The sequence below is a fragment of the Pedobacter miscanthi genome (assembly GCF_003315595.1).
GTDB classification, from domain to species: domain Bacteria; phylum Bacteroidota; class Bacteroidia; order Sphingobacteriales; family Sphingobacteriaceae; genus Pedobacter; species Pedobacter miscanthi.
In genome coordinates this window covers 222,012-242,867 of record NZ_QNQU01000003.1, presented here as the reverse complement: position 1 = coordinate 242,867, position 20,856 = coordinate 222,012, and the positions used below count along the sequence as shown (strand labels likewise).

Sequence of the window (20,856 nt, the reverse complement as noted above, 5' to 3'; positions counted from 1 at the left end):
GGTTATTGCAATTTTATTTGCCGTTTTTCTGATCATGTTATACATATCAGCAAAAGCAGGAGATAATTCAAGTCTAAACTCAACAGTAATGGCCACCAAGTAAATAAATTCATAAAAATCAATTAAATGTCTACCCAATCCATTAAAAATTACTTATGAAAAAACAGATTTCCTTTTTTTTATTAGCAACTTTTGCCGTGTTACTTTTTGCCTGCTCTAAAAGACAGGCAGAAGAATTAAAACCAACGGTACCCACAGGCCCAAATGGTCCAACACCTGTAACCACTGCCAACGTAACCTATACCAATTTCGCAGGCGCACTTTTCCAAACTAAATGTAATAGCTGCCATGGCCCGAATGGTGCACTTAAATCAATCTGGTTATTTAATGGTCTGGCTTCTGTTAAGAACGATACCCGTGTAGCCAATAGCGTATTGGTTACGAAAACGATGCCTAAAGGAGGCACCTTAACGGTAAGCGAAAGAGAACTGCTGCAGGCATGGTTTGATAAAGGCATGCCAGAATAACCCATTGAAATTAACGCCGGTTTTATTAAGGACTTAAATACATTACAGATGCAAAAATTATTTTTCACATTAACAGCCCTGTTTTTATGCACAGGCATAAAGGCTCAGATCTGGGTAAGCAAAAGCGTTAATTCTTCTTTCTTTTCTTCAACACCTGTAGAAGATATTGATGCACAAAGCAAAACAGGTGCTTCGGCCATTAACACCAAAACCAACGATATTATTTTCAAGATTAATAATACTTCCTTTCAGTTTAAGAAAAAACTGATGCAAGAGCATTTTAACGAAAATTATATGGAGAGCGATAAATTTCCCACTTCTGATTTTAAAGGAAAAATTGTAGAACAGATCGACTTTTCGAAACCAGGCACCTATCCAATTACAGTTAAAGGAAACCTGCAGATCCATGGGGTAACGAAAGAATACACAGCAAAAGGATCGTTGGTGATTACCGGCGATGAAGCGAAGGCAAGCTCTGCCTTTAATGTAAAACTGGCCGATCATGATATTAAAATCCCTACAATCGTTTTTAAGCAGATTGCAGAAACCATACAGGTAAAAATGACCGCTATTTATCAACCCAAAAAATAAAATTTATGAAATTTCATCTAAAATCTCTTTTATACCTATCTGTTACGCTCCTGCCAACCCTGGCTTTTGCCCAGGATTCGCTCGAAAAAGCATTGCAGATGCCCACTGAAAAAAAGAATGTACAAGCTACTTTTAAGGCCACCAAACTGATTAACATCCAAACCAATGAAACCATTTACAAAAATGAACTGGACTTTAGGGTAGATCACCGTTTTGGCGATATTGCAGGTAGTGCAGGCGGTATCAAAAACTTTTTCGGACTGGATCAATCGACTGATATCCGTATCGGTTTTGAATACGGGATCAGCGACAGACTTTCGGTAGGGCTATCAAGGGCAAAAGGCGCCGGTGTGGTAACCCAGCTTTACGAAGGGAATTTAAAATACCGTTTACTAGAGCAAACTGCTGATGATAAGATACCAGTTGCCGTAACATTATTTGGTAGCACAACCATTTCGGCGGCAAAAGCTTCAACCGACCCTACCGCCGCAAATGCATTCAGCGAGTTTCAGGACCGCTTAACATACGTGGTGCAGGCCGTAATTGCCCGCAAATTTAATTCGAACTTCTCGGTGCTGGTAATGCCATCGTATGTACACCGTAACTTTACTGTTTTTGGTGATCAGAACGACATGCTTGCACTTTCAGTGGGCGGCCGTATCAAAATTACCAAACGCATGGCTTTTGTGGCCGATTACACCATCCCATTCAGGGATAAAAACAAAGAAGCTTATCTGGAAAGCACGCTGGGAACGCAGTATTACAAAACACTTGGTGCCGGATTGGAGTTTGAAACCGGTGGACATATTTTTCACCTCAATTTCACCAATGCCACCGCAATACAGGAATCGCAGTTTATTACCGATACGAATACTTCTTGGCTTAAAGGACAATACCGTTGGGGCTTTAGTATAGCACGAAGGTTTTCTTTTGATAAGAAAAAAGCAAAGTAAACCAAATTCAACCAAAAATAAACCAACAAAATAATTATGGAACGTAACGAATTTCTTAAATCATTAGGCCTTGGCGTAGCCATGGTATGTACCGGGGCCTGTTTTTCGGCCTGTGGCAAAAAAAGTGATTCACCTGAACCCAGCAAACCAAATGGCGGCGGTGGTGTACCCTCAGGTACTACAGCAAGTGTAGATCTGGGTACGCAGTTATTAGCGGTAGGTTCATCAGTTGTGGTAAACAGTATTCTGTTTATCCGTACTGCCGCCGGTAATGCAACTACCTCATTTGCAGCTACGCAGGCTATATGCCCACATCAGGGTGGTGCGTTAAGTTTTATCCAGGCCAGCAATTATATCCAATGTGGATTGCATAGTTCGAGATACAGTACTTCGGGAAGTATTTTGGCACAACCAAATGATGGTGGCACCACAAGCGCTTTAAAAGTTTATCCACTTACGGTTTCAGGCAATACGCTAACCGCAACGGCTTAGAATTTTGTTTTTTTAGGGTTGAGCAGTATCGTAATGGGTACTGCTTTTTTATTGAAAGATTTTTAAATGCTTACATTCTGTCCCTTTACATCAAAAGCATCGCGTAAGCCAATGGCCAGCACATTAAAAGCATAAACTGTAAGCATAATGGCTACGCCAGGCAAAACAGCCAAATAAGCGGCATCCATAATAATATAACCATAATGTTCTTTAATCATGCTTCCCCAGCTAGGCATAGGTGGTTGCGCACCAAAGCCTAAAAAGCTTAGTCCGGTTTCGAGCAATATGGCCGAAGCAAAATTAGATGAGGCTACAACCAAAATAGGTCCGGCGATATTTGGTAGAATGTGTTTGATGATGGTTCTCGCTGTGCTAAAACCTAATGCCCGCGCTGCTTCTACAAACTCCACTTCTTTTAAAGCCATTACCTGCCCGCGTACCAACCGGGCTACATCTACCCAGGTTGATAAACCAACAGCAATAAATATTTGCCAGAATCCCTTACCGAGCGCAAACGAAATGGCAATAACCAGTAAAAGCGATGGCAACGACCAAACCACATTCATAAACCAACTAATGGCAGCATCTATCCTTCCGCCAAAATAACCTGCAATAGCACCTAAACTTACCCCGATAAAAAGAGAAATGAGAACGGCCATTAAACCCACCGATAATGAAACGCGTATGCCCAAAATTAACCGGCTTAATAAATCGCGACCATAAATATCAGTTCCAAGAATATAGGTTTGCTTATAGATATTGTTTTTCTCAAAAAGTACTTGCCGGGAATCAGCTTTTGAGGGTAAAACACAATCGGGACATAAATCTTTTAAGGCATATTTGGTTTCTTTGGCTTTTTCATCATCTCCAATATATTCCTGCACAAAAACAGCATCACCTTTTATTTTGTACGAGGTAATCGGGATACTTTTAAAAGCTGGTGTCTGCCCATTGAGCATCCTTTCGAAAAAGTTCACTTTTTCAACCTTAGGGTTCCGGCTGATGATTAAAAAAGTAAAGGTGCTTCCGGGCTTCTTTTTATTTAACTGGAGCGTTTGCACGTTTGCATTCGGAGAATGATCGGGCATAATTAAATAGCCCAAAATGCCCATCAGCATTAACAACAGGATAAAGACTAACCCACCGAATGCCAGTTTATTCCGTTTAAACTTTATCCATACTTTTTTTGATGGGCTATTATCCATTATCTAACCATTCTGCCTTTCCAATTGTATTTTCCGCTGTTTCCGGCAATGCCGATGTACACCATGTAAATGACATGCAACACATTTAAAACAGGTATTAAAATGAGTAAACTACGCCTTTTGGCAAAGCCGGTTACATCCCATAAAAATAAGGTTTCTAAAACCATTTTAAACAACAGTTGATAGAAAACAAGCGTTAAAAAGCTCGGAATAAACAATCCCGTTATAAAGTTTGACAGTATGCTGAGATTGAAGATCCAGATGAGTACCCCCAGAACAATAATGGCTTTATTTTTATAACGGGTACTTTTAGAAGCCCAGCGTTTACGCTGCTGGATAAAGGCACCCAACGTTTCCTTTGCATGGGTATATACAATGGCCTCCCTGTTTTTCAAAAAACCAATATGATCAGGATATTTAGCGGCAATTTTGTGCAGTAACAATTCATCATCGCCTGATGCCAGGTCGTCAATCCCCTGAAAGCCGCCAACCTCATAGAAAGTTTTCTTTTCATAGGCTAAATTGGCACCATTACAGGTAGATGGTTTCTGGTTCCCGATTGTAGAGGCACCCAAACCGATCAGATACAAAAATTCTAAAGATTGTAAACGTTCGAAAAAGCTTTTCTCCTGAAAATAAGCAACCGGCGAAGAAATCATTTTATAGTTTTTCTCTTCGTATAGGTTAACAATAGTAGCCAGCCAATCTGGTCCCATTCGGCAATCGGCATCTGTGGTAATAATCAGGTCGCCAGAGCAGGTTCCAATAGCCGTTTGTATTGCTTTTTTCTTGTAAGAGTTTAATGCCCGGTCTTCATTTAACTTAATCAGTTTTACATTGCGGTCGGCATAACTTAACACAATTTCTGCGGTTTTATCGGTAGAGTGGTCATCGATTATGATCATCTCCGTTAAGGCCTTAGGATATTGCTGTGCAATCAGGTCATCAATTGTTTTGTTGATATTCGCTTCCTCGTCCCTTGCGGCAACTATTATTGAAACTTTGGTTTTTGGATCTGATTTTTCGGGGTTAAAATAAATCAACCTATGCCATCCCCTGATAAAATAAAGGACTAAAAAACCATAGATTAAGGTTAAAGCAGCGGAAAATAGACTAATTAGATTTAAGATTTCCAAAAAAATTGAGTTTAAAAACGAAATAAGTGCCTAAGATAGCAGGAATTATGATATTTATGAGCCAAATACTGGCAGTACATGCGATAACCGCCACGTGTTGATCGGTTACATGCTTAAAAAGCTCAACAGCGGTAACACTTCTGATGCCTACATCAAAAAGATCAAGCGAAGGCAATGCCGATTGCACTAAAAAGAGCAAACAGGTCATCATCACAATATCAGCATAACGTAATCCGGGCACCAGCCAAATAAAGAGAATAAAATATTGCGAACTGAATACCAGGTAACGGGCAAAACAGTAGGTAATGATTTTCAATAATTCCCTTTTCCGGTAACGGGCTAAAATGCTGTAAAATTTCTTGTATTTCCTGGTAAATTTAAAGGATAATAAAATCCCGTTCAACCACCGGATGTTAAAGTAAAAGATCAGGAAAAAAAGACTAAAAATCACCGCAAAAAATACAACTGCAATAAACAGCACCTGATTTATAGGAATAAAGCGGTATACAAAAAAGCAGGCTGCGATGGCACCGAAAACATTGGTTAAAACCAATTGACCGATACTGCCCACACTCATGGCCACTATCCCCACTATTCTCCGTCTTGGCGAGAGGAAAAAAACCCTGCCTCCGTATTCCCCCAACCTATTGGGCGTAAAAATAGCCAATGTTAAGCCACAAAAAACAGATTCGATGGCCCTGTAAAAACTAATGGGTTCGATGTGGCTCATCAGGTATTTCCATTTTCCGGCTTCCAGGAACCAGTTTACCAGCATCAGTATGACTACAATGCCAATTACAGTAATAATTTCTGTATGGGGGATGTCTTTTAATAGTGCGCTAAAATCGCGGAGGTTTTTATTGGCGATGAGTTTATGGTAAATAAACCAAAAGGCAAATAGTACAATTGCTACTTTGATAAAAAGTGATAATATTTTTTTGTGCTTGCCTGTCAAGATTATCTTTTTAGTTTGCAAATATGCTTAATATTGCTGTAATGTTGAACGAAAAAAAGGAACGGGTAATTATGGGCATCGATCCAGGCACTGCGGTGATGGGTTATGGCGTAATTTTAGAGAAGGGAAATAAAACGGAATTGATTAGTTTAGGGGTGGTTAAAATGACCCATTTAGACGATCCTTTTCTTAAACTTCAACGGATATTCGAAAAAACGGTGGTGCTGATGGAACAATATAAACCCGACGTACTCGCTATCGAAGCACCTTTTTATGGTAAAAACATCCAGGTACTACTAAAATTGGGGCGGGCGCAGGGCATTGCTATTGCCGCTGCATTATCCAGAAATGTACCCGTAACCGAATATTCCCCACGTAAAATCAAACAATCCATTACAGGCAGCGGAAACGCGACCAAAGAGCAGGTAGCAGCCATGTTGCAGCGCCTATTAAACTTTAAAGAAACACCCGAGTTTTTAGATGCTACTGATGGCTTAGCCGTTGCGGTTTGCCATTCTTTCCAAAAAATTACAGCTGGCGGAAAATCCAAAACCTATTCGGGCTGGGAATCTTTCGTGAGCGATAATAAAACCAAGGTAACTGGAGTTAAAAAAGCGAATACCAAACTCAAAGGTTAATTTACAATTTAATTCGTTATTGCGAACCGAAGCGTTGGGATTAAGCAAAGGTGTGAAGCAATCTTTTATTAGAAAACAAAAATGGTCCGTGCGGACACGAACCATCGAATACGAATTTTGTTTTTGAGAATGGTCCGTGCAGACACGGACCATGGGGCAGAAATTTATACCTGATTATTTTCGATCAGGTTTTTGGTTGCCAGGTCTCTGGCCAATTTATCTTTTCTGATGAAATGCCTGATCACAAAAAACACTACAACGCCAATCAAAATTAACATCCAGAGGTTAGAAACAGCAATAATTATTTCTTTAAAAATCGTCCACCCGTTTACAATACCTAGCCACAACCTGTTTATAAATGGCGGACGGTAATCGTACAGGTTATCATTGCCAACAACCATTGTTTTAACTGTATTGTCCTGATAAAAATTAAGTGTAATGGTGCTAAACTTTACACGGCTATCGATTCGTATATTATCGATTCGTTTATCCACGTAATCATCTTTGATGTAAAGCGAAGATTCTACGTTGGCACTCTTTTTAGAGGCTACTTTATTGATCTTTTCAATGGCATCAATCCGGTTCTGTGCCTTTAGCTTATTTGATAAATATGCAATGCTCTGATCGTCCATTTTCATCGATTGATGATCAACAAAAACTGCCATTTTTGCGATGGTGTTTGTAAATTCATCCAGTTTATCGGATGGTACTTTCGCTATCAGGTAACCTTGTGTTCTGTAAGAAGTAATTTCTTTTAGCGAATCGGTTGATTGTTTAACCTTATCAGTTTCCTGTATGGTGCTTTCGATTGAGAATTCGGCAACCGTGCCGCCTTCGGCCTTGATGGTTTTGCTAAGTTGTTCTTTCGTTTTCTGAACATCTTTTACCCTAAACCGCATATCGGCAGTTTTGATTATTTTTTCTGTTAGTGTGCTATCTGAGATTTCCTTATTTAACTCATTCGACTCAACAACATCGGCACTTGCGTATTTTTTGTTTTCACTTTGGCAGCCAAAAATTGTTAAAACTATGGCTATAGCAATAATATTCCTTTTCATGATTGTGTGGTTCTAAATAAAAAATCATTTTAAATATTTGCTTCAAATGGCCATCAGAAGTTCAGCCCCTCTGGTTAGTTTTAACGCTGTATTTACTCTTAATACAAGAATTGTATTTAGGTAACCCAACGTTGAATTTGAAGTGCTGAGGTGGGAGTTTGGAGTAGTTACTTTAACCTTGCAGGTTTTAAAACGGCGCATCCCTCAATAGGCAATTAAAAATATACAATACGAATTACCTCTGCTAGGTTAAAATAGAAAAGCTTAAAGAATAATTTTTTCAGAAAATGTATGGTTCTGTTTTAATGGCAGAAGGCAGTCCCGCTATCCCTCCAAGTCCTCACTCGTACCTCGCTCCGGGCTTTTCGTTCTATCGGGTTTATTTAACAAAGCTGGTGATTCTTGGTATTTAAAAGAACCCGATTAAACCCGTGAGGTTAAAACGGTGGGTTTTGCGTTAGGGATTGTAAGGGTTTAGTACCGACCCTTCATCGGTACCGGAGCGAAGCGCAGCCCTGTAAAGCCCGACCTTTGCGAAGCTTAGGTAACGCCCAAATAAATCGGAAGTTGATAATCTACAGTTTTCGACTTTAAGTTTTTTTTCCAAACCTGTCAGGTTTGGGCAGTAAACAAAAAAGCCGTCCCGATGTGGTATCGGGACGGCTTTATATCTTAATAGCAAATTGTTTATGCGTCTAATATTTTGAATACACCTTTGATGGAAATAATCGCACCGATGAACAAAACAATCCATGACGCCAATGATACCTGCCATGAATCGTAAGCGAAACGAGCATAAGTACCGATCATGCAAACCACTACACCAAAAATTATCAATTTATAAATTCCTGGCTGGTTAGCCGCTTTCATACTTTCTGTATTGTGCTTTAATTCGTTGTTCTCCATAATATTTATTTTTATGATGCTGCAAAAGTAATACTTATTGCTGAATAATTATAAAACTTAATAACTTTTTAATCTTTCTAAACGCTGTTTTGCTTTATCCTGATCGTTAAGCTTTTCGCCCTTGTACAAAGACTTTTCCCAATCGCCGTACATGGGGTTTGGCAGCACGATATATTTTGTGCCAAACAACTGCTGGTTACTGTTTACCTGCTCGAAAGTATTCTTCTGTTCGCGGTAGAAAATATTGCTGAAATCGCTTAGATTATCACCGCAAAGCATTAAAATATTGTGTGTTTCCGTTATTTTTTGCCTGCGGGGTTCTTTATCGGATGTTCCTTTCGAAACCACTAAATGCGCATCATCGGCAAAAGGGAAACCAAAGTGTTGCAGGTTTTTTAATGTAGCTGCATAATCCTTTTCATCACGATTGCTCACGTAAAAGGTTTCAATGTTTTTTGATGCCGCAAATTTTAAAAAAGCCAGTGCTCCCGGTACAGTATCGGCTTGGGCTAAGCTCGTCCATGCTGTCCAGTCTGCTGGTAAATAACTTTGCCCTTTTTTGATTTCATGCCCCTGAAAGGCCGAATTATCCAAAACCGTTTCGTCTATATCAACAATCACACAGTTTGGTTTTTTGCTGGTATCGGCCCATAGAGCTTCTTTTAATGATAAACGGGCGAAATTATAAGCCTGGAAACATAATGCACGGTACTCGCCCGAGTTTTGCTGCCACAGTACTGCATTGGTATAATCCCTTGCAGGGTTTTGGGCTTGAACAAAAAAAGGAGCAAACAATAAAATGCTGAGGATGTATTTTTTCATAATGTGATATTACCCTGCAAAGATATTAAAACCGATAACTAACCGGCCCTTAAAATTTCAGTAAAAAATAGAACAAAACATATTTTCGTAAAACAATAATTACAGATCAGTATCTATAATCAGGATAAATTTTTATCAATTAAGATTTTAGTTAGAAAAAATAATTATTTTTGGGCACACACAAATAAAACCAATTTAATATGAAATCTAAAAGCTTACTCGGGGTAGCTATTGCCCTGTTTTTTCTTGCCGCCTGCAAGAAAGAGAATCCGATTATTGAATCTCCGATAGTTATCGAAAAAGAAGACCCTTTGGAATATGCGCATGATAGTATTTCTTACAGCATCGATGGGATCACTCATAAGGTATCTAAATACTCCAGTTTCTACAGTGCCGAAAATAGACAACCATACTCAAAAGTAGATTCAATTGTTAAAAGCACTTATTATATATCCGGTATCAAAGATTCAGTTTTATATACAAGGAAATATGGCATCTCCAATAACGGACAAAATGTTAATGTAATATTTATTAAAACCTATAAGAAAGCATTGATGTTACAATCACTGGTTTTGAGGCCAAAAGATATTATGGATTTGTTTACAGTTGGAACGAGAAATTACGCCCTTGATTATGAAAGAGATAATATACAAAATGGCATAGCAATAAACATTTCTGATGGATTTAAAACCTATGGTTCAGATTCGTTTAGAACACCCCCACAATTAAATGCTGATGCTCAGAAGAATTCAAAATTTGAAATTACAAGTTTAAAGAAATTAAAGTCTGGTACATATATTTTAGAAGCTAAATTTAATGCCAGGGTTTATAACGAAAAGAATGAGAGTAAAAACTTAGAAAATGGATATTTGAGACTGGTTATGGATAAATATGACCTGATCTTATAAAAAGAAAGCCCGTTCCTTAACAGAAACGGGCATTTTTATACTTAAAATCAGGTATTCAAAAAACTTCCCCTATCATTTTTTGATAGCAACAATGTTTCTGCATCGGGATAAGCCTGCGTAAAAGTAAGCGGGATTTTATTTTTCCCTCTTTCGCTCCATTTAAACTCCACGGCCAGAAATTTATCTTTTGTTTTTTCTATATAATCTATTTCCTGTTGCTGCGTGGTACGCCAAAAAAAACATTCGGCTTCCATCTGGTTCTGGTGTAAGAACTTTATCCGTTCGGCAATCATATAGTTTTCGAACAGTGCACCCACATCGTTTCTATTGGCCAAAGGACTGAAATTTCGCGTAATGGCATTTACAATACCTGTATCGTAGAAGTAAATTTTTTTATTCTTTTTGATCTCGTTGCGTACATTACCAGAAAAGGCAGGCAGGCTAAAAACCACGAAAGATTTTTCGAGTAAACTGATGTATTTATCAACGGTTTTCTGGTCGGCTTTTACCAGCTGTGCCAGTTCAGAAAAATTAACTTCGCTGCCCACCTGTAAGGCCAGGGCTTTTACAATCTTTTCGAACAATAAGGGCTTTTTAACATCTTCTAAAGTGAAAAGATCTTTATACAGATAACTATCAGCTAGTAATTTTAAATGTTCTTCTGCATTTTGTGGATCGTTGATAATTTCGGGATAAGAACCATAAATTAAACGTTGCTCCAACGATCGTTCTTCGGTTATAAAATCAGTATCGCTTACCAGTTCTGCATACGAAAAAGGCAAAAGCATCATCTCATATTTTCTACCCGTTAAAGGCTCGTTAATCTTGCCTGATAACTCAAATGCAGATGAGCCGGTAGCAATAACCTGAACAGGTTTAAAGCGATCTACAATGATTTTAATTAATAAACCTACATCATTTATACGTTGTGCCTCATCAATAAAAAGCACCTCGTATCCAGCGAGCAATTGTGCTATTTGTGCTGCATTGGGTTTTGCCAAAGTTTCCCTTACATCTGCATCATCTCCGTTTAGATATAATGTCTTTTTATCAACTTTTGCCAATAATTGTTCTACAAAGGTGGTTTTACCGGTTTGCCTTGGCCCGAAGATGATAAAGGCCTTCCCTTTAAAAAGCCTTGCAAAAGCATAATCCAACTGTTTACGAACTATCATAACTATTAATACCTATACAAAAGTATAATAATTTCGGAATACAATCCATAAAAAACATAATAATTTTGGATTACAATCCATAAATATTATAATAATTTTGGATTACAAAATTAATAGAGCACAAAAAAGCCCATTTCAATTAAGAAACAGGCTTTATATTTTTACAATCGTTACTGCAAACTCAAAACTGAGAACTGCAAATTAATTATCCGTTCAATGCTGCTGCACCACTTACAATTTCCGTTAACTCGGTTGTAATTGCGGCCTGACGTGCCTGGTTGTACGAAAGTTTTAAAGCTTTCAATAACTCACCCGCATTTTCAGTTGCTTTATCCATTGATGTCATACGTGCGCCATGCTCAGAAGCATGAGAATCCAACACTGCTTTGTACAACTGGATTTTGATTGATTTAGGGATCAGCTGTTCTACAATTTCTTCCTGAGAAGGCTCTAAAATATAATCAACATTTGTTGTTTTCTTATCTTTCAGATCAGCTGCTGTTTCTTCTGCTTTAGGCAAAGGCAACAATTGTTCAGTAGTGATAAACTGTACAGCTGCGTTTCTGAAACGGTTATAAACCACTTCTACTTTATCAAACTCACCTTTAATAAACCCGGCCATAATCGCATCCGTAATTTTGGTTACGTTTTCGAAAGTTAAGGCAGAAAACACCTCATTATTGTTTCCAATAACATTGTATTTACGTTTTTCGTAAAAATCCTGGGTTTTCTTACCGATAGAAATAATGCTTACATTCCCGTTTTTCAACTGTTCGCTATATTTCTCAGCAATTAAATTATTGGCCGCTTTAATTACGTTCATGTTAAAAGCACCAGCCAAACCACGGTTTGAAGATACAGTAACAATTAAAACCTTATTGGGCTCACGCTCCTGGATAAAAGGCGATGACGATCCCTCTAAACTGGCAGATAGATTACCTAAAATCTCTTTCAGTTTAGTTGCATAAGGACGTAAAGCGATAATTGCATTGGTAGCACGTTTCAACTTTGCCGCCGAAACCATTTTCATAGCTTTGGTAATCTGCTGTGTTGATTGTACCGACGCAATCCGGTTTCTTACTTCTTTTAAATTAGCCATATTTTAGTATCTAGTACTTAGAGTATCAATTATCAAGACAAGATTATATCTTGATACTTGATAATTGATACTCCAATACTTCTATCTAGTATTTACTTGAAATCTCTTTTGCTACAGTATCTAAAACGCCTGTAATGGTATCATCGAATTTACCAGCTTTTAATGCTGCCAAAGTTTCTGGATGACGTAATTCCAATTGGGTTAAGAATTCAGTTTCAAATTCTTTTACTTTATTGATTGGAACACTACGCATTAAGTTTTTAGTACCGGCGTAAACAATTGCAACTTGTTTCTCAACAGTAAATGGAGAGAATTGCGCTTGTTTTAACATTTCTACGTTACGTGCACCTTTATCTAACACTGATTTAGTTGCAGCATCTAAGTCAGACCCGAATTTAGAGAAAGCCTCTAACTCGCGGTATTGAGCCTGATCTAACTTTAAAGTACCCGCTACTTTTTTCATTGATTTGATCTGCGCGTTACCCCCCACACGTGATACCGAGATACCTACGTTAATTGCCGGACGGATACCTGAGTTGAATAAGTTCGACTCTAAGAAGATCTGGCCATCAGTAATTGAAATTACGTTGGTTGGGATATATGCAGAAACGTCGCCTGCCTGAGTTTCGATAATTGGAAGTGCAGTTAATGAACCACCACCTTTAACGATATGTTTAATCGACTCTGGCAAATCATTCATGTTTTTAGCGATATCATCATTAGCGTTGATTTTCGCAGCTCTTTCCAATAAACGACTGTGTAAGTAGAAAACGTCTCCAGGATAAGCTTCACGGCCCGGTGGACGACGAAGTAATAGAGATACCTCACGGTAAGCTACAGCCTGTTTAGATAAATCATCATAAACAATTAAAGCTGGTTTACCTGTATCACGGAAAAATTCACCAATTGCAGCACCTGCAAACGGAGCATAGAACTGCATTGGAGCAGGATCTGCAGCCGAAGCAGCAACAACAACTGTATATGGTAAAGCGCCGTTTTCTTCTAATGTACGTACAATGTTGGCAACGGTAGAGTTTTTCTGACCGATAGCCACATAAATACAGAACACAGGCTGGCCTGCTTCATAAAATTCTTTCTGGTTGATAATGGTATCGATACAAACGGCAGTTTTACCAATCTGACGGTCGCCGATAACCAACTCACGTTGACCACGACCGATTGGAATCATCGCATCGATTGCTTTAATCCCGGTTTGTAAAGGCTCGTTTACCGGCTGACGGTAAATTACACCTGGTGCTTTACGCTCTAAAGGCATTTCGTAAGTTTCGCCTAAGATTGGTCCTTTACCATCCAAAGGCTCACCTAAGGTGTTAACTACACGGCCAAGCATACCTTCACCAACTTTAATAGAGGCAATTTTTTTGGTACGTTTAATGGTATCACCTTCTTTGATCTCGTCTGAAGCACCCAAAAGTACCACACCAACGTTATCTTCTTCAAGGTTTAATACAATACCTTGCAGGCCGTTTGCAAATTCAACTAACTCTCCCGATTGAACTTTAGTTAAACCGTAAACACGGGCAATACCGTCGCCCACTTGCAACACGGTACCAACTTCTTCCAGTTCGGTTTCTGATTTGAAGCCCGCCAATTGCTGTCTGATAATTGCCGATACTTCGTCTGGTCTTACCTCTACCATAATTTTACTTTATATCTTTTTATAAATGTTTAGTGCTTAGCGCATGGCGCTTGGCATTTATTCGCCATCCGCTTATCGCAATACTCTTTGCGTTTGGCGCTTCGCGTTTGGCGTTGTATTGCCCCACACTCACGCTTCACTATGTTTTTTTTCAGGCATTTTGCAAATCAACGCTTAACGCCCTACGCAAAACGCTATTCGCTTATTGCGCAAATTCTTTTTTAAGTTTACTTAAACCACTGGCGATACTCGCATCAAATTGCTTATCGCCAACTTTCAATATAAAACCGCCGATTAATTTCTCGTTAATTTTTTCGTTAACAATAACCTGGTTGGCGCCTAATTCTTTTTTTACAATCGCTATAATCTGCTCTTTAGCTGCAGGGCTTAAAGCACTTGCAGTAGTTACATCAGCAGTAACAATACCTTTAATTAAATTATATTGTTGTATAAACTGTTTTGCTGTGGCAAATAAAATCGCAGAACGACCTTTGCTTACTACAATCTTGAAAAACGAGATGGTTAGTTTGCTTACTTTATCAGCAAAAATTCCGTTTAAAATACCAGTTTTCTTATCTAAAGGTACAATCGGGTTTTTTAATATTGCTTCTAGTTCAGGGGTTTCATCAACCACTTTCTCAAACAAAACCATATCATTATAAGAAGCTTCCAGCGCGTTGTTTTCAACGGCTAAGTCTATTAACGATTTGGCGTATCTGCCTGCAACTTTAATTTCTGACATATCTTTTGGGTTGGCGTTCGGCGTTTGGCGTTTGGCACGCTTACCGCTTTACGCAATACGCTTAGTTTAATTCAACGTCTTTTAATAAGTTAGCCACTAAAGCTTCCTGTTTTGTTTTATCATCTAACTGCGTACGTAAAACACGTTCAGCAATTTCTAATGATAAAGAAGAAACCTGATCTTTAACTTCTGCCAAAGCTGCTTTCTTTTGGTTTTCGATCTCGATTTTAGCTTTCTCGATCAATTTAGCACCTTCAACCTGAGCCTGTTTTTTAGCTTCGTTTAAGATACCATCTTTCAAGGTTTTAGCTTCCTTTAAAATCTCATCACGTTCAGCACGGGCCTGTTGCATCAAATCCTGATTCTGGCTGGTTAAACGTGCCATTTCCTGCTTGGCTAATTCAGCTTTGTTAAGGGCTTCATCAATGTTTTGCTCACGTTCGTGAATTGCACCCATAATTGGGGTCCAGGCAAACTTCCTAAGCAATAATAATAATAGTAAGAAAGCAACAAAGGTCCAGAAAACTAATCCTATACTTGGGGTAACTAATTCCATTTTATCTAATTTTTTTAATCTTGATCTTTTAATAAAGACTGGAAAATAACCAATCGTTAAATTCCAGTCTTATCTCTTTCAGTGTAATTACGCTGGATTGTTTCCTAAGAACGCAACTACAACACCGAATAAAGCAGCACCCTCGATAAGGGCAGCAGCGATAATCATTGCAGTCTGAATTTTTGATGCAGCTTCTGGTTGACGAGCAATACCTTCCATTGCTTTACCACCTACTTGACCGATACCGATACCTGCACCGATTACTGCTAAACCGGCACCAATTGCCGCGATTGAACCTACCATAACTAATTTAATTTATATTAATTTGTAAAAAATAGTTTTCTATTAATGATGCTCTTCTACTGCCATACCAATAAAAAGGGCAGTAAGTAATGTAAAAATAAAGGCCTGTAAAAACGCTACCAGTAATTCCAATACATCCATAAACAATACGAATGCAACTGATACCGGTGCAATCCCGAAGCTTTTGAAAATAAAGATTAGCGATACTAAACTTAATACGATAATGTGACCTGCTGTAATGTTTGCAAACAAACGGACCATTAAGGCGAAAGGTTTAGAAATTACACCAATCAACTCAACTGGAATCATAATGACATACATCCATTTCGGCACATCAGGTAATAAAATGTGTTTCCAATAATATTTATTACCATTGATGTTAACAATAATCATGGTACAAAAAGCTAAAACAAAAGTTACAGCTATATTACCTGTTACGTTAGAACCACCTGGAAAAATCGGAATCAGCCCCAATAGGTTGTTAATCAAGATAAAGAAAAATACACTTAAAAGAAAAGGTAAAAATTTAGCATATTTATGACCAATATTTGGTTTAGCAATATCATCTCTTACAAAAACCATAATTGGTTCTAAGAAAGACTGCAAACCTTTTGGCGCTTTATTAACACGTTTTTTATACGCACCTGCAACTGAAATGAATATCACCAACAAAAGAACAACACCCAAAAATAGAGCAGCTACGTTTTTTGTAATAGATAAATCAATCAGTTTTGCTGTTGCAATTTCATCAACATTTCCATCAGCTCCAACAATTTTAATATTTTTATTAAAGAAATTCTGCCCCATAGCTTGCTTAGAAGCATCAGCTACATAACGATATTTATTATAGGCACCTTGATAATCTTCCTCGCCATGATGAAAATGACCTGAAGAGAAAACCTCTAAGCCATTAGGAGTGTATAATATTATTGGCAGAGGCAATGAAGTATGTCCCCAAAGGTGCCACACATGCGAATCGGCAATGTGTTCCATAATTACCTCTGTAGGCTCGAATTTTTTTTCTTCGTGACCAGATGCACCGTGCTCACCAGAAACTGCGTGGGCAGATTCGGCAACTACACTATCAACAGGTACAACAGCGCTATCAACTTGAGCGAAAGTATCAATTTTGATAGATAAAAACGCGATTAAAAGCGTAAAAACAATAGTTAGCCTTTTAACTTTAGACACAAAAACTCGGTTACAATCCATTTATTGGCAGTTTTTTACTTTAAATTTTGGTGGCGCAAGTTACGTAACAAACAGTAAACTTCAAAGACCGAAAACAATAAATATAAAGAAAAAAAATTAAGCAGAAATACAAGCCCAATTTCCTTTGCTTTTATACTGTAAATCAGCACAAAAGCCATACAAAAAATCATCTTCACTGCAATTGATCCCATAATAGCCATAATACCCACTTCAGGATCGCGTTTTATCCCTATATCAACAACCATGTAAGCGATATAAGTAATACCGGCCAAAAAGCCGAACATTACCCAAAAGTTGTTCACAAGAAGCTGTTTGTCGGGAAATAATAAAGGTAAAACGGCAACAACGCCTATCAATAAGCCTACGAAAATGAAATAGATACTGGTAAATTTGGCTAGAGTCAATGGAATAATTTCTTAGCAGATAAAAACTTTTGCAAAGATAAGGTTTTTAGTATCAAGTAACTAATGAAGATGCTTAATTGTTATTATTGTTTTATTGCTGGATTGTTTGTTGGTTAACTGTTTAAATTGGTTAACCGGTTAACTGGAGCAAGTGCTTAATTGCGCTATTGTTTTATTGCTAAATTGTTAGGTGCTTTAGGCCAACAATAAAATCATCAAACAATTTAACAATACTTTAAAGGGTAAAGAAATGGAACGGTCAACAATAAAACCACCAAACAATTTAACAATGCTTTATAAGGTAAGGAAATGGAACAGCCAACAATAAAACCATCTAACAATTTAACAATGAACTAATTCCGAGTAACCTGCCTAATCGCCTGATACAACGCAATCCCTACCCCTGCCAATGCGAAAGCGGCAGTAATCAAATTGGTTTTACTATTCCGATGTTCATCAATCTTATAACCGATAAAGGTAAGCAGGCCTATTGTTGCGATCATCTGGAAACCAATAGCAGAATATTTAGCTGCCGCATTTACCTTTTTCTTTGTATCTTCTTCTTTTGGATTTTCCATTTTTTATGCAATAATTAAATTAACTTTGGATAATTAAAATTTGTTGCCGGATAAAATATTTTTCTATATATATTGTTTATTGTATATCAACTTAAGAGATTTATCATAATTGAAAAAAAACGCTAGCAAACACTTAAGTCGCTTCACCATCTTTTTTAGTGCCCTCCTCATTTATGGCTGCGTCGCAAATAAAGATACCGCTGTAGACCGCAGGTTCCAGAACCTAACGGCAAGGTATAATTATATCTATAACTCCAATGTTCTGCTTACCGAATACAACGAAAGCCAATTGCAAAGTTATGCAGATAATTATGAAAAAATACTGCCTGTTTATCTCGATCCTGAACCACAGGTAAACCTGGTGCTTACCCCTGGCGTTGCCAACAAACAGCTTGATGATGTAATTACCAAAGGACAAACCATCATTAATGAAAAAAGTTTCAGTAACTATATTGATGATGCCTATATGCTTTTGGGTAAGGCAAATTACCTGAAAGGCAATTATTTTATCGCTTCGGAATATTTTGATTATACCGCAAAAACCTATAATCAGGATCTGAAAACATTCATTATGGCGATGAACTGGAAAGCACGCAGTCAGATGCAGTTGAACAACATGGCGCTGGCCGATAAAATACTTGATACCATGCTGCGTGCTTCGGATGAACTTAAAAAAGACCTCGCCGAACCGCTGGCAACAGCAGCCCAGATGCGTATTTATCAGAAACGCAATAAAGAAGCCATTTTATTTTTAGAATCGGCTATTGGCCTGCCGGCAGAAAAACAGCTGCGTATCCGTTGGAGGTTTATCCTCGCCCAGTTACAGGAAAAAGAAAAAAATATTCAGGATGCTTATGCCAATTTCACAAAGGTTGAAAAAAGTAATGCACCTTTCGAGATGTATTTCCATGCCAATTTGAACCGTATTAAGCTAAAGGCATTATTAAGTGGCGTAAAGCTGAATAAGGAAGATCAGCTGCTTGCTTTATTAAAAGACGATAAAAATATCGATTATACCGATCAGATTTACTACCAGGTAGGAGAACTGTTTTCTGCCGAAGGAAATTTTGTAAAAGCGGAAGAAAATTACAAAAAATCGGTTGCAAAAAGTACGCGTAACCAAACACAGAAAGCATTATCTTATTTAAGGATCGCCGATTTAAACTTTAAAGAGTTTAACAATTACATTAAAGCAAAACTTTATTACGATAGTACGGTAATGATTTTGCCGAAAAATTTCCCGGATTATGATAACATTGTTAAAAAGGCCGATAACCTTCAATATTTAACAGATCGTTATACCATTATTGCCAAAGAAGATACCGCACAGGTCATTGCCAAACTTCCGGCAGGTGAGCGCGAAGCCAAAGTAAAGGCCTATTTAACACCAAAGGTTGAAGTGGCAAATACAAGTGGTGTAATCAACAACCAATTTTTAAATGATCCTGATTTTCCAAACAGAAGTTTAAATACGCCAAACAGTACAGTGGGAAACACCTTTTACTTTAGCAACAATGCGGCGATAAGCAGCGGTTTCGGCGACTTTAAAAAACGATGGGGCAATCGTCAGTTAGAGGATAACTGGCGCCAGAGTGTACGTTCATCTGCACAGGAAACCAACCAGATTTTAGCCGGAGGAAATGTTGCTACCGGAATTACACCTGCAAATGGCGCCACCAGCCAGGCTGCGCTTGACCAGACTTCGCTCGAAAAACAGTTTTTAGACGCTTTGCCTACCACGCCGGCACTATTGGCCACTTCCGACCAAAAAATTATTGATGCCTATTTCGAAATCGCCAGTTTTTATCAGCAGGAATTGAATGATAAGCCTGAGGCAAATAAAATCTACCTGGAGCTGATTAAAAGATATCCCGACAATAACCACCTGGTTGCCATTTACTACAGCTTATACCTTAACTATAAAGGTATTGATGAAGTAAAATCTGATCAGTACAGGCAATTGGTATTGACTAAATTCCCGGAATCTAACTTTGCAAAGAATATTTTAGACCCTTCGTACTCGGCCAAACAAACACAGATGGAAAACCTTGCCATCAACAATTATAATGCGGCATTTGAGGCTTATGCTAAAAAAGATTATCCGAATGTGGTAAAACAGGCTGATGACAACATTACGGCTTTCCCTGAAAATGATCTTGCACCACAGTACGCCTATTTAAAAGCCATTGCTGTTGGCCGTACTGCTAAAGTTGATGCCCTGCTTACCGAATTTAACCTGATTACCACCCGTTATCCGAACGATAAAATTATTACACCGTTGGTGCGCGATCACTTAAAATACATTGAGGCCAACCTTGATGAATTTAAACAACGGCCTGTTGCACTGATCGATTTTGATGCTAACGAACCACGTTTTGTAGCCCAGGCTACTCCGTCTGCCGCTCCAAGCAAACCTTTGGTAGTCGACAATCCTGTAGCAAAAACAGCTGAACCGAAACCAGTGGCAAAACCTGTAGAGGTTAAACCGGCAGACCCAACCAAACCTGTAAGTATTTTCAGTTCCGAAAAATCAGAAGAATATTATTATGTAATCGATGTAGCTGATGCTACTTTAACATTAAGTTCATCGCGTTTCGGGATTGGTCAGTTTAACCGTGGCAATTACCCGGATAATGATTTGGAACATAAATTGGTAGAGTTGGATAACGACCAGTTGATTTATATTACGAGTTTTATCGATCTGGAAGATGCGAAAATTTACGAATCGAGTATTACAGGCCAGTTAAAGAACATTATGAAGGTTCCTGCCAACCTGTATAAAGGCTTTATTATTAGTAAAGAAAACTTCCAGAAGCTTACAGACCGGTCGCGAATTAACGAATACCTGGAGTTTTTAAAAGACAATTATAAGTAAAAGACCAAAGCTGAAAGACTAAAGACCAAAGCTGAAAGACTAAAGACCAAAGCTGAAAGAC

The 20,856-nt window shown here is 38.2% G+C and carries 22 protein-coding genes; 7 read left to right on the top strand and 15 right to left on the bottom strand.

What is annotated here, in order from left to right:
- Nucleotides 1–155: 155 nt before the first annotated feature.
- The 4 genes from DRW42_RS04820 to DRW42_RS04805 are packed head-to-tail and all read left to right on the top strand — an operon-like array spanning nucleotide 156 to nucleotide 2,563.
- Complete coding sequence (locus DRW42_RS04820) at nucleotides 156–527, top strand: hypothetical protein (RefSeq protein WP_113947693.1); 372 nt, start codon at nucleotides 156–158, stop codon at nucleotides 525–527.
- Between the two features lie 48 nt (nucleotides 528–575).
- Nucleotides 576–1,118 carry a YceI family protein gene (locus tag DRW42_RS04815; protein ID WP_113947692.1) on the top strand — a complete coding sequence of 181 codons (543 nt, stop codon included), beginning with the start codon at nucleotides 576–578 and terminating at the stop codon, nucleotides 1,116–1,118.
- Between the two features lie 5 nt (nucleotides 1,119–1,123).
- Nucleotides 1,124–2,071 carry a DUF5777 family beta-barrel protein gene (locus DRW42_RS04810; RefSeq protein ID WP_113947691.1) on the top strand — a complete coding sequence of 316 codons (948 nt, stop codon included), beginning with the start codon at nucleotides 1,124–1,126 and terminating at the stop codon, nucleotides 2,069–2,071.
- Nucleotides 2,072–2,107: 36 nt separating this feature from the next.
- Nucleotides 2,108–2,563, top strand: coding sequence for a QcrA and Rieske domain-containing protein (locus DRW42_RS04805; RefSeq protein WP_113947690.1), 456 nt, complete (start codon nucleotides 2,108–2,110; stop codon nucleotides 2,561–2,563).
- 62 nt (nucleotides 2,564–2,625) lie between these two features.
- On the opposite strand, the gene DRW42_RS04800 is transcribed toward DRW42_RS04805, so the two are convergent.
- The 3 genes from DRW42_RS04800 to DRW42_RS04790 are packed head-to-tail and all read right to left on the bottom strand — an operon-like array spanning nucleotide 2,626 to nucleotide 5,859.
- A complete protein-coding gene (locus DRW42_RS04800) occupies nucleotides 2,626–3,768 on the bottom strand; it encodes an ABC transporter permease (RefSeq protein ID WP_113947689.1) in 1,143 nt (380 codons plus the stop codon).
- Nucleotides 3,768–4,904: a glycosyltransferase family 2 protein gene (locus tag DRW42_RS04795; protein ID WP_113947688.1), complete on the bottom strand. Its 1,137-nt coding sequence runs from the start codon at nucleotides 4,902–4,904 to the stop codon at nucleotides 3,768–3,770. The genes DRW42_RS04800 and DRW42_RS04795 overlap by 1 nt, the downstream gene beginning before the upstream one ends.
- On the bottom strand, nucleotides 4,882–5,859 hold the full coding sequence (locus DRW42_RS04790) for a lysylphosphatidylglycerol synthase domain-containing protein (protein WP_113947687.1): 978 nt from the start codon (nucleotides 5,857–5,859) through the stop codon (nucleotides 4,882–4,884). Before DRW42_RS04790 ends, DRW42_RS04795 begins: the two co-directional genes overlap by 23 nt.
- A gap of 41 nt (nucleotides 5,860–5,900) precedes the next feature.
- On the opposite strand from DRW42_RS04790, the gene ruvC reads away from it, so the two are divergent.
- Nucleotides 5,901–6,497, top strand: coding sequence for a crossover junction endodeoxyribonuclease RuvC (gene ruvC, locus DRW42_RS04785; RefSeq protein WP_113947804.1), 597 nt, complete (start codon nucleotides 5,901–5,903; stop codon nucleotides 6,495–6,497).
- A gap of 164 nt (nucleotides 6,498–6,661) precedes the next feature.
- On the opposite strand, the gene DRW42_RS04780 is transcribed toward ruvC, so the two are convergent.
- The 3 genes from DRW42_RS04780 to DRW42_RS04770 all read right to left on the bottom strand — a co-directional run bounded on the left by DRW42_RS04780 (nucleotide 6,662) and on the right by DRW42_RS04770 (nucleotide 9,283).
- Complete coding sequence (locus tag DRW42_RS04780) at nucleotides 6,662–7,555, bottom strand: DUF4349 domain-containing protein (RefSeq protein WP_113947686.1); 894 nt, start codon at nucleotides 7,553–7,555, stop codon at nucleotides 6,662–6,664.
- Nucleotides 7,556–8,242: 687 nt separating this feature from the next.
- Nucleotides 8,243–8,461, bottom strand: a complete 219-nt coding sequence (locus tag DRW42_RS04775; protein ID WP_113947685.1) for a hypothetical protein — start codon at nucleotides 8,459–8,461, stop codon at nucleotides 8,243–8,245.
- A gap of 57 nt (nucleotides 8,462–8,518) precedes the next feature.
- Nucleotides 8,519–9,283 (bottom strand): 5'-nucleotidase, lipoprotein e(P4) family, encoded by a 765-nt coding sequence (locus DRW42_RS04770; RefSeq protein ID WP_113947684.1) that lies wholly within the window; start codon nucleotides 9,281–9,283, stop codon nucleotides 8,519–8,521.
- Between the two features lie 200 nt (nucleotides 9,284–9,483).
- Here DRW42_RS04770 and DRW42_RS04765 point away from each other — a divergent pair, with 200 nt between their 5' ends.
- A complete protein-coding gene (locus DRW42_RS04765; protein WP_113947683.1) occupies nucleotides 9,484–10,191 on the top strand; it encodes a hypothetical protein in 708 nt (235 codons plus the stop codon).
- A 47-nt stretch (nucleotides 10,192–10,238) separates the two neighbouring features.
- Here the strand turns inward: DRW42_RS04765 and DRW42_RS04760 are convergent, their stop codons facing one another.
- From DRW42_RS04760 to DRW42_RS04720, 9 genes are all read right to left on the bottom strand, one after another.
- Nucleotides 10,239–11,366 carry an ATP-binding protein gene (locus DRW42_RS04760; protein WP_113947682.1) on the bottom strand — a complete coding sequence of 376 codons (1,128 nt, stop codon included), beginning with the start codon at nucleotides 11,364–11,366 and terminating at the stop codon, nucleotides 10,239–10,241.
- A gap of 205 nt (nucleotides 11,367–11,571) precedes the next feature.
- Nucleotides 11,572–12,465, bottom strand: a complete 894-nt coding sequence (gene atpG / locus DRW42_RS04755) for an ATP synthase F1 subunit gamma (protein WP_113947681.1) — start codon at nucleotides 12,463–12,465, stop codon at nucleotides 11,572–11,574.
- 85 nt (nucleotides 12,466–12,550) lie between these two features.
- Entirely contained in the window at nucleotides 12,551–14,125 is a 1,575-nt protein-coding gene (gene atpA, locus DRW42_RS04750; RefSeq protein ID WP_113947680.1) for a F0F1 ATP synthase subunit alpha, read from the bottom strand.
- 202 nt (nucleotides 14,126–14,327) lie between these two features.
- The gene (gene atpH / locus DRW42_RS04745; protein WP_113947679.1) at nucleotides 14,328–14,867 is read right to left on the bottom strand and encodes an ATP synthase F1 subunit delta; all 540 of its coding nucleotides are present in this window, start codon (nucleotides 14,865–14,867) and stop codon (nucleotides 14,328–14,330) included.
- 61 nt (nucleotides 14,868–14,928) lie between these two features.
- The gene (locus DRW42_RS04740; RefSeq protein WP_113947678.1) at nucleotides 14,929–15,423 is read right to left on the bottom strand and encodes a F0F1 ATP synthase subunit B; all 495 of its coding nucleotides are present in this window, start codon (nucleotides 15,421–15,423) and stop codon (nucleotides 14,929–14,931) included.
- An 87-nt stretch (nucleotides 15,424–15,510) separates the two neighbouring features.
- Nucleotides 15,511–15,726 (bottom strand): ATP synthase F0 subunit C, encoded by a 216-nt coding sequence (atpE, locus tag DRW42_RS04735; protein ID WP_113947677.1) that lies wholly within the window; start codon nucleotides 15,724–15,726, stop codon nucleotides 15,511–15,513.
- A 42-nt stretch (nucleotides 15,727–15,768) separates the two neighbouring features.
- On the bottom strand, nucleotides 15,769–16,938 hold the full coding sequence (atpB, locus tag DRW42_RS04730; protein WP_113947676.1) for a F0F1 ATP synthase subunit A: 1,170 nt from the start codon (nucleotides 16,936–16,938) through the stop codon (nucleotides 15,769–15,771).
- Nucleotides 16,939–16,952: 14 nt separating this feature from the next.
- The gene (locus tag DRW42_RS04725) at nucleotides 16,953–17,342 is read right to left on the bottom strand and encodes a hypothetical protein (protein ID WP_167437788.1); all 390 of its coding nucleotides are present in this window, start codon (nucleotides 17,340–17,342) and stop codon (nucleotides 16,953–16,955) included.
- A gap of 353 nt (nucleotides 17,343–17,695) precedes the next feature.
- Nucleotides 17,696–17,920, bottom strand: coding sequence for an AtpZ/AtpI family protein (locus DRW42_RS04720; protein WP_113947675.1), 225 nt, complete (start codon nucleotides 17,918–17,920; stop codon nucleotides 17,696–17,698).
- Between the two features lie 109 nt (nucleotides 17,921–18,029).
- Between DRW42_RS04720 and porW the strand changes: the two genes are divergently transcribed.
- Nucleotides 18,030–20,795, top strand: coding sequence for a type IX secretion system periplasmic lipoprotein PorW/SprE (gene porW / locus DRW42_RS04715; protein WP_113947674.1), 2,766 nt, complete (start codon nucleotides 18,030–18,032; stop codon nucleotides 20,793–20,795).
- The last annotated feature ends 61 nt before the right edge of the window (nucleotides 20,796–20,856 follow it).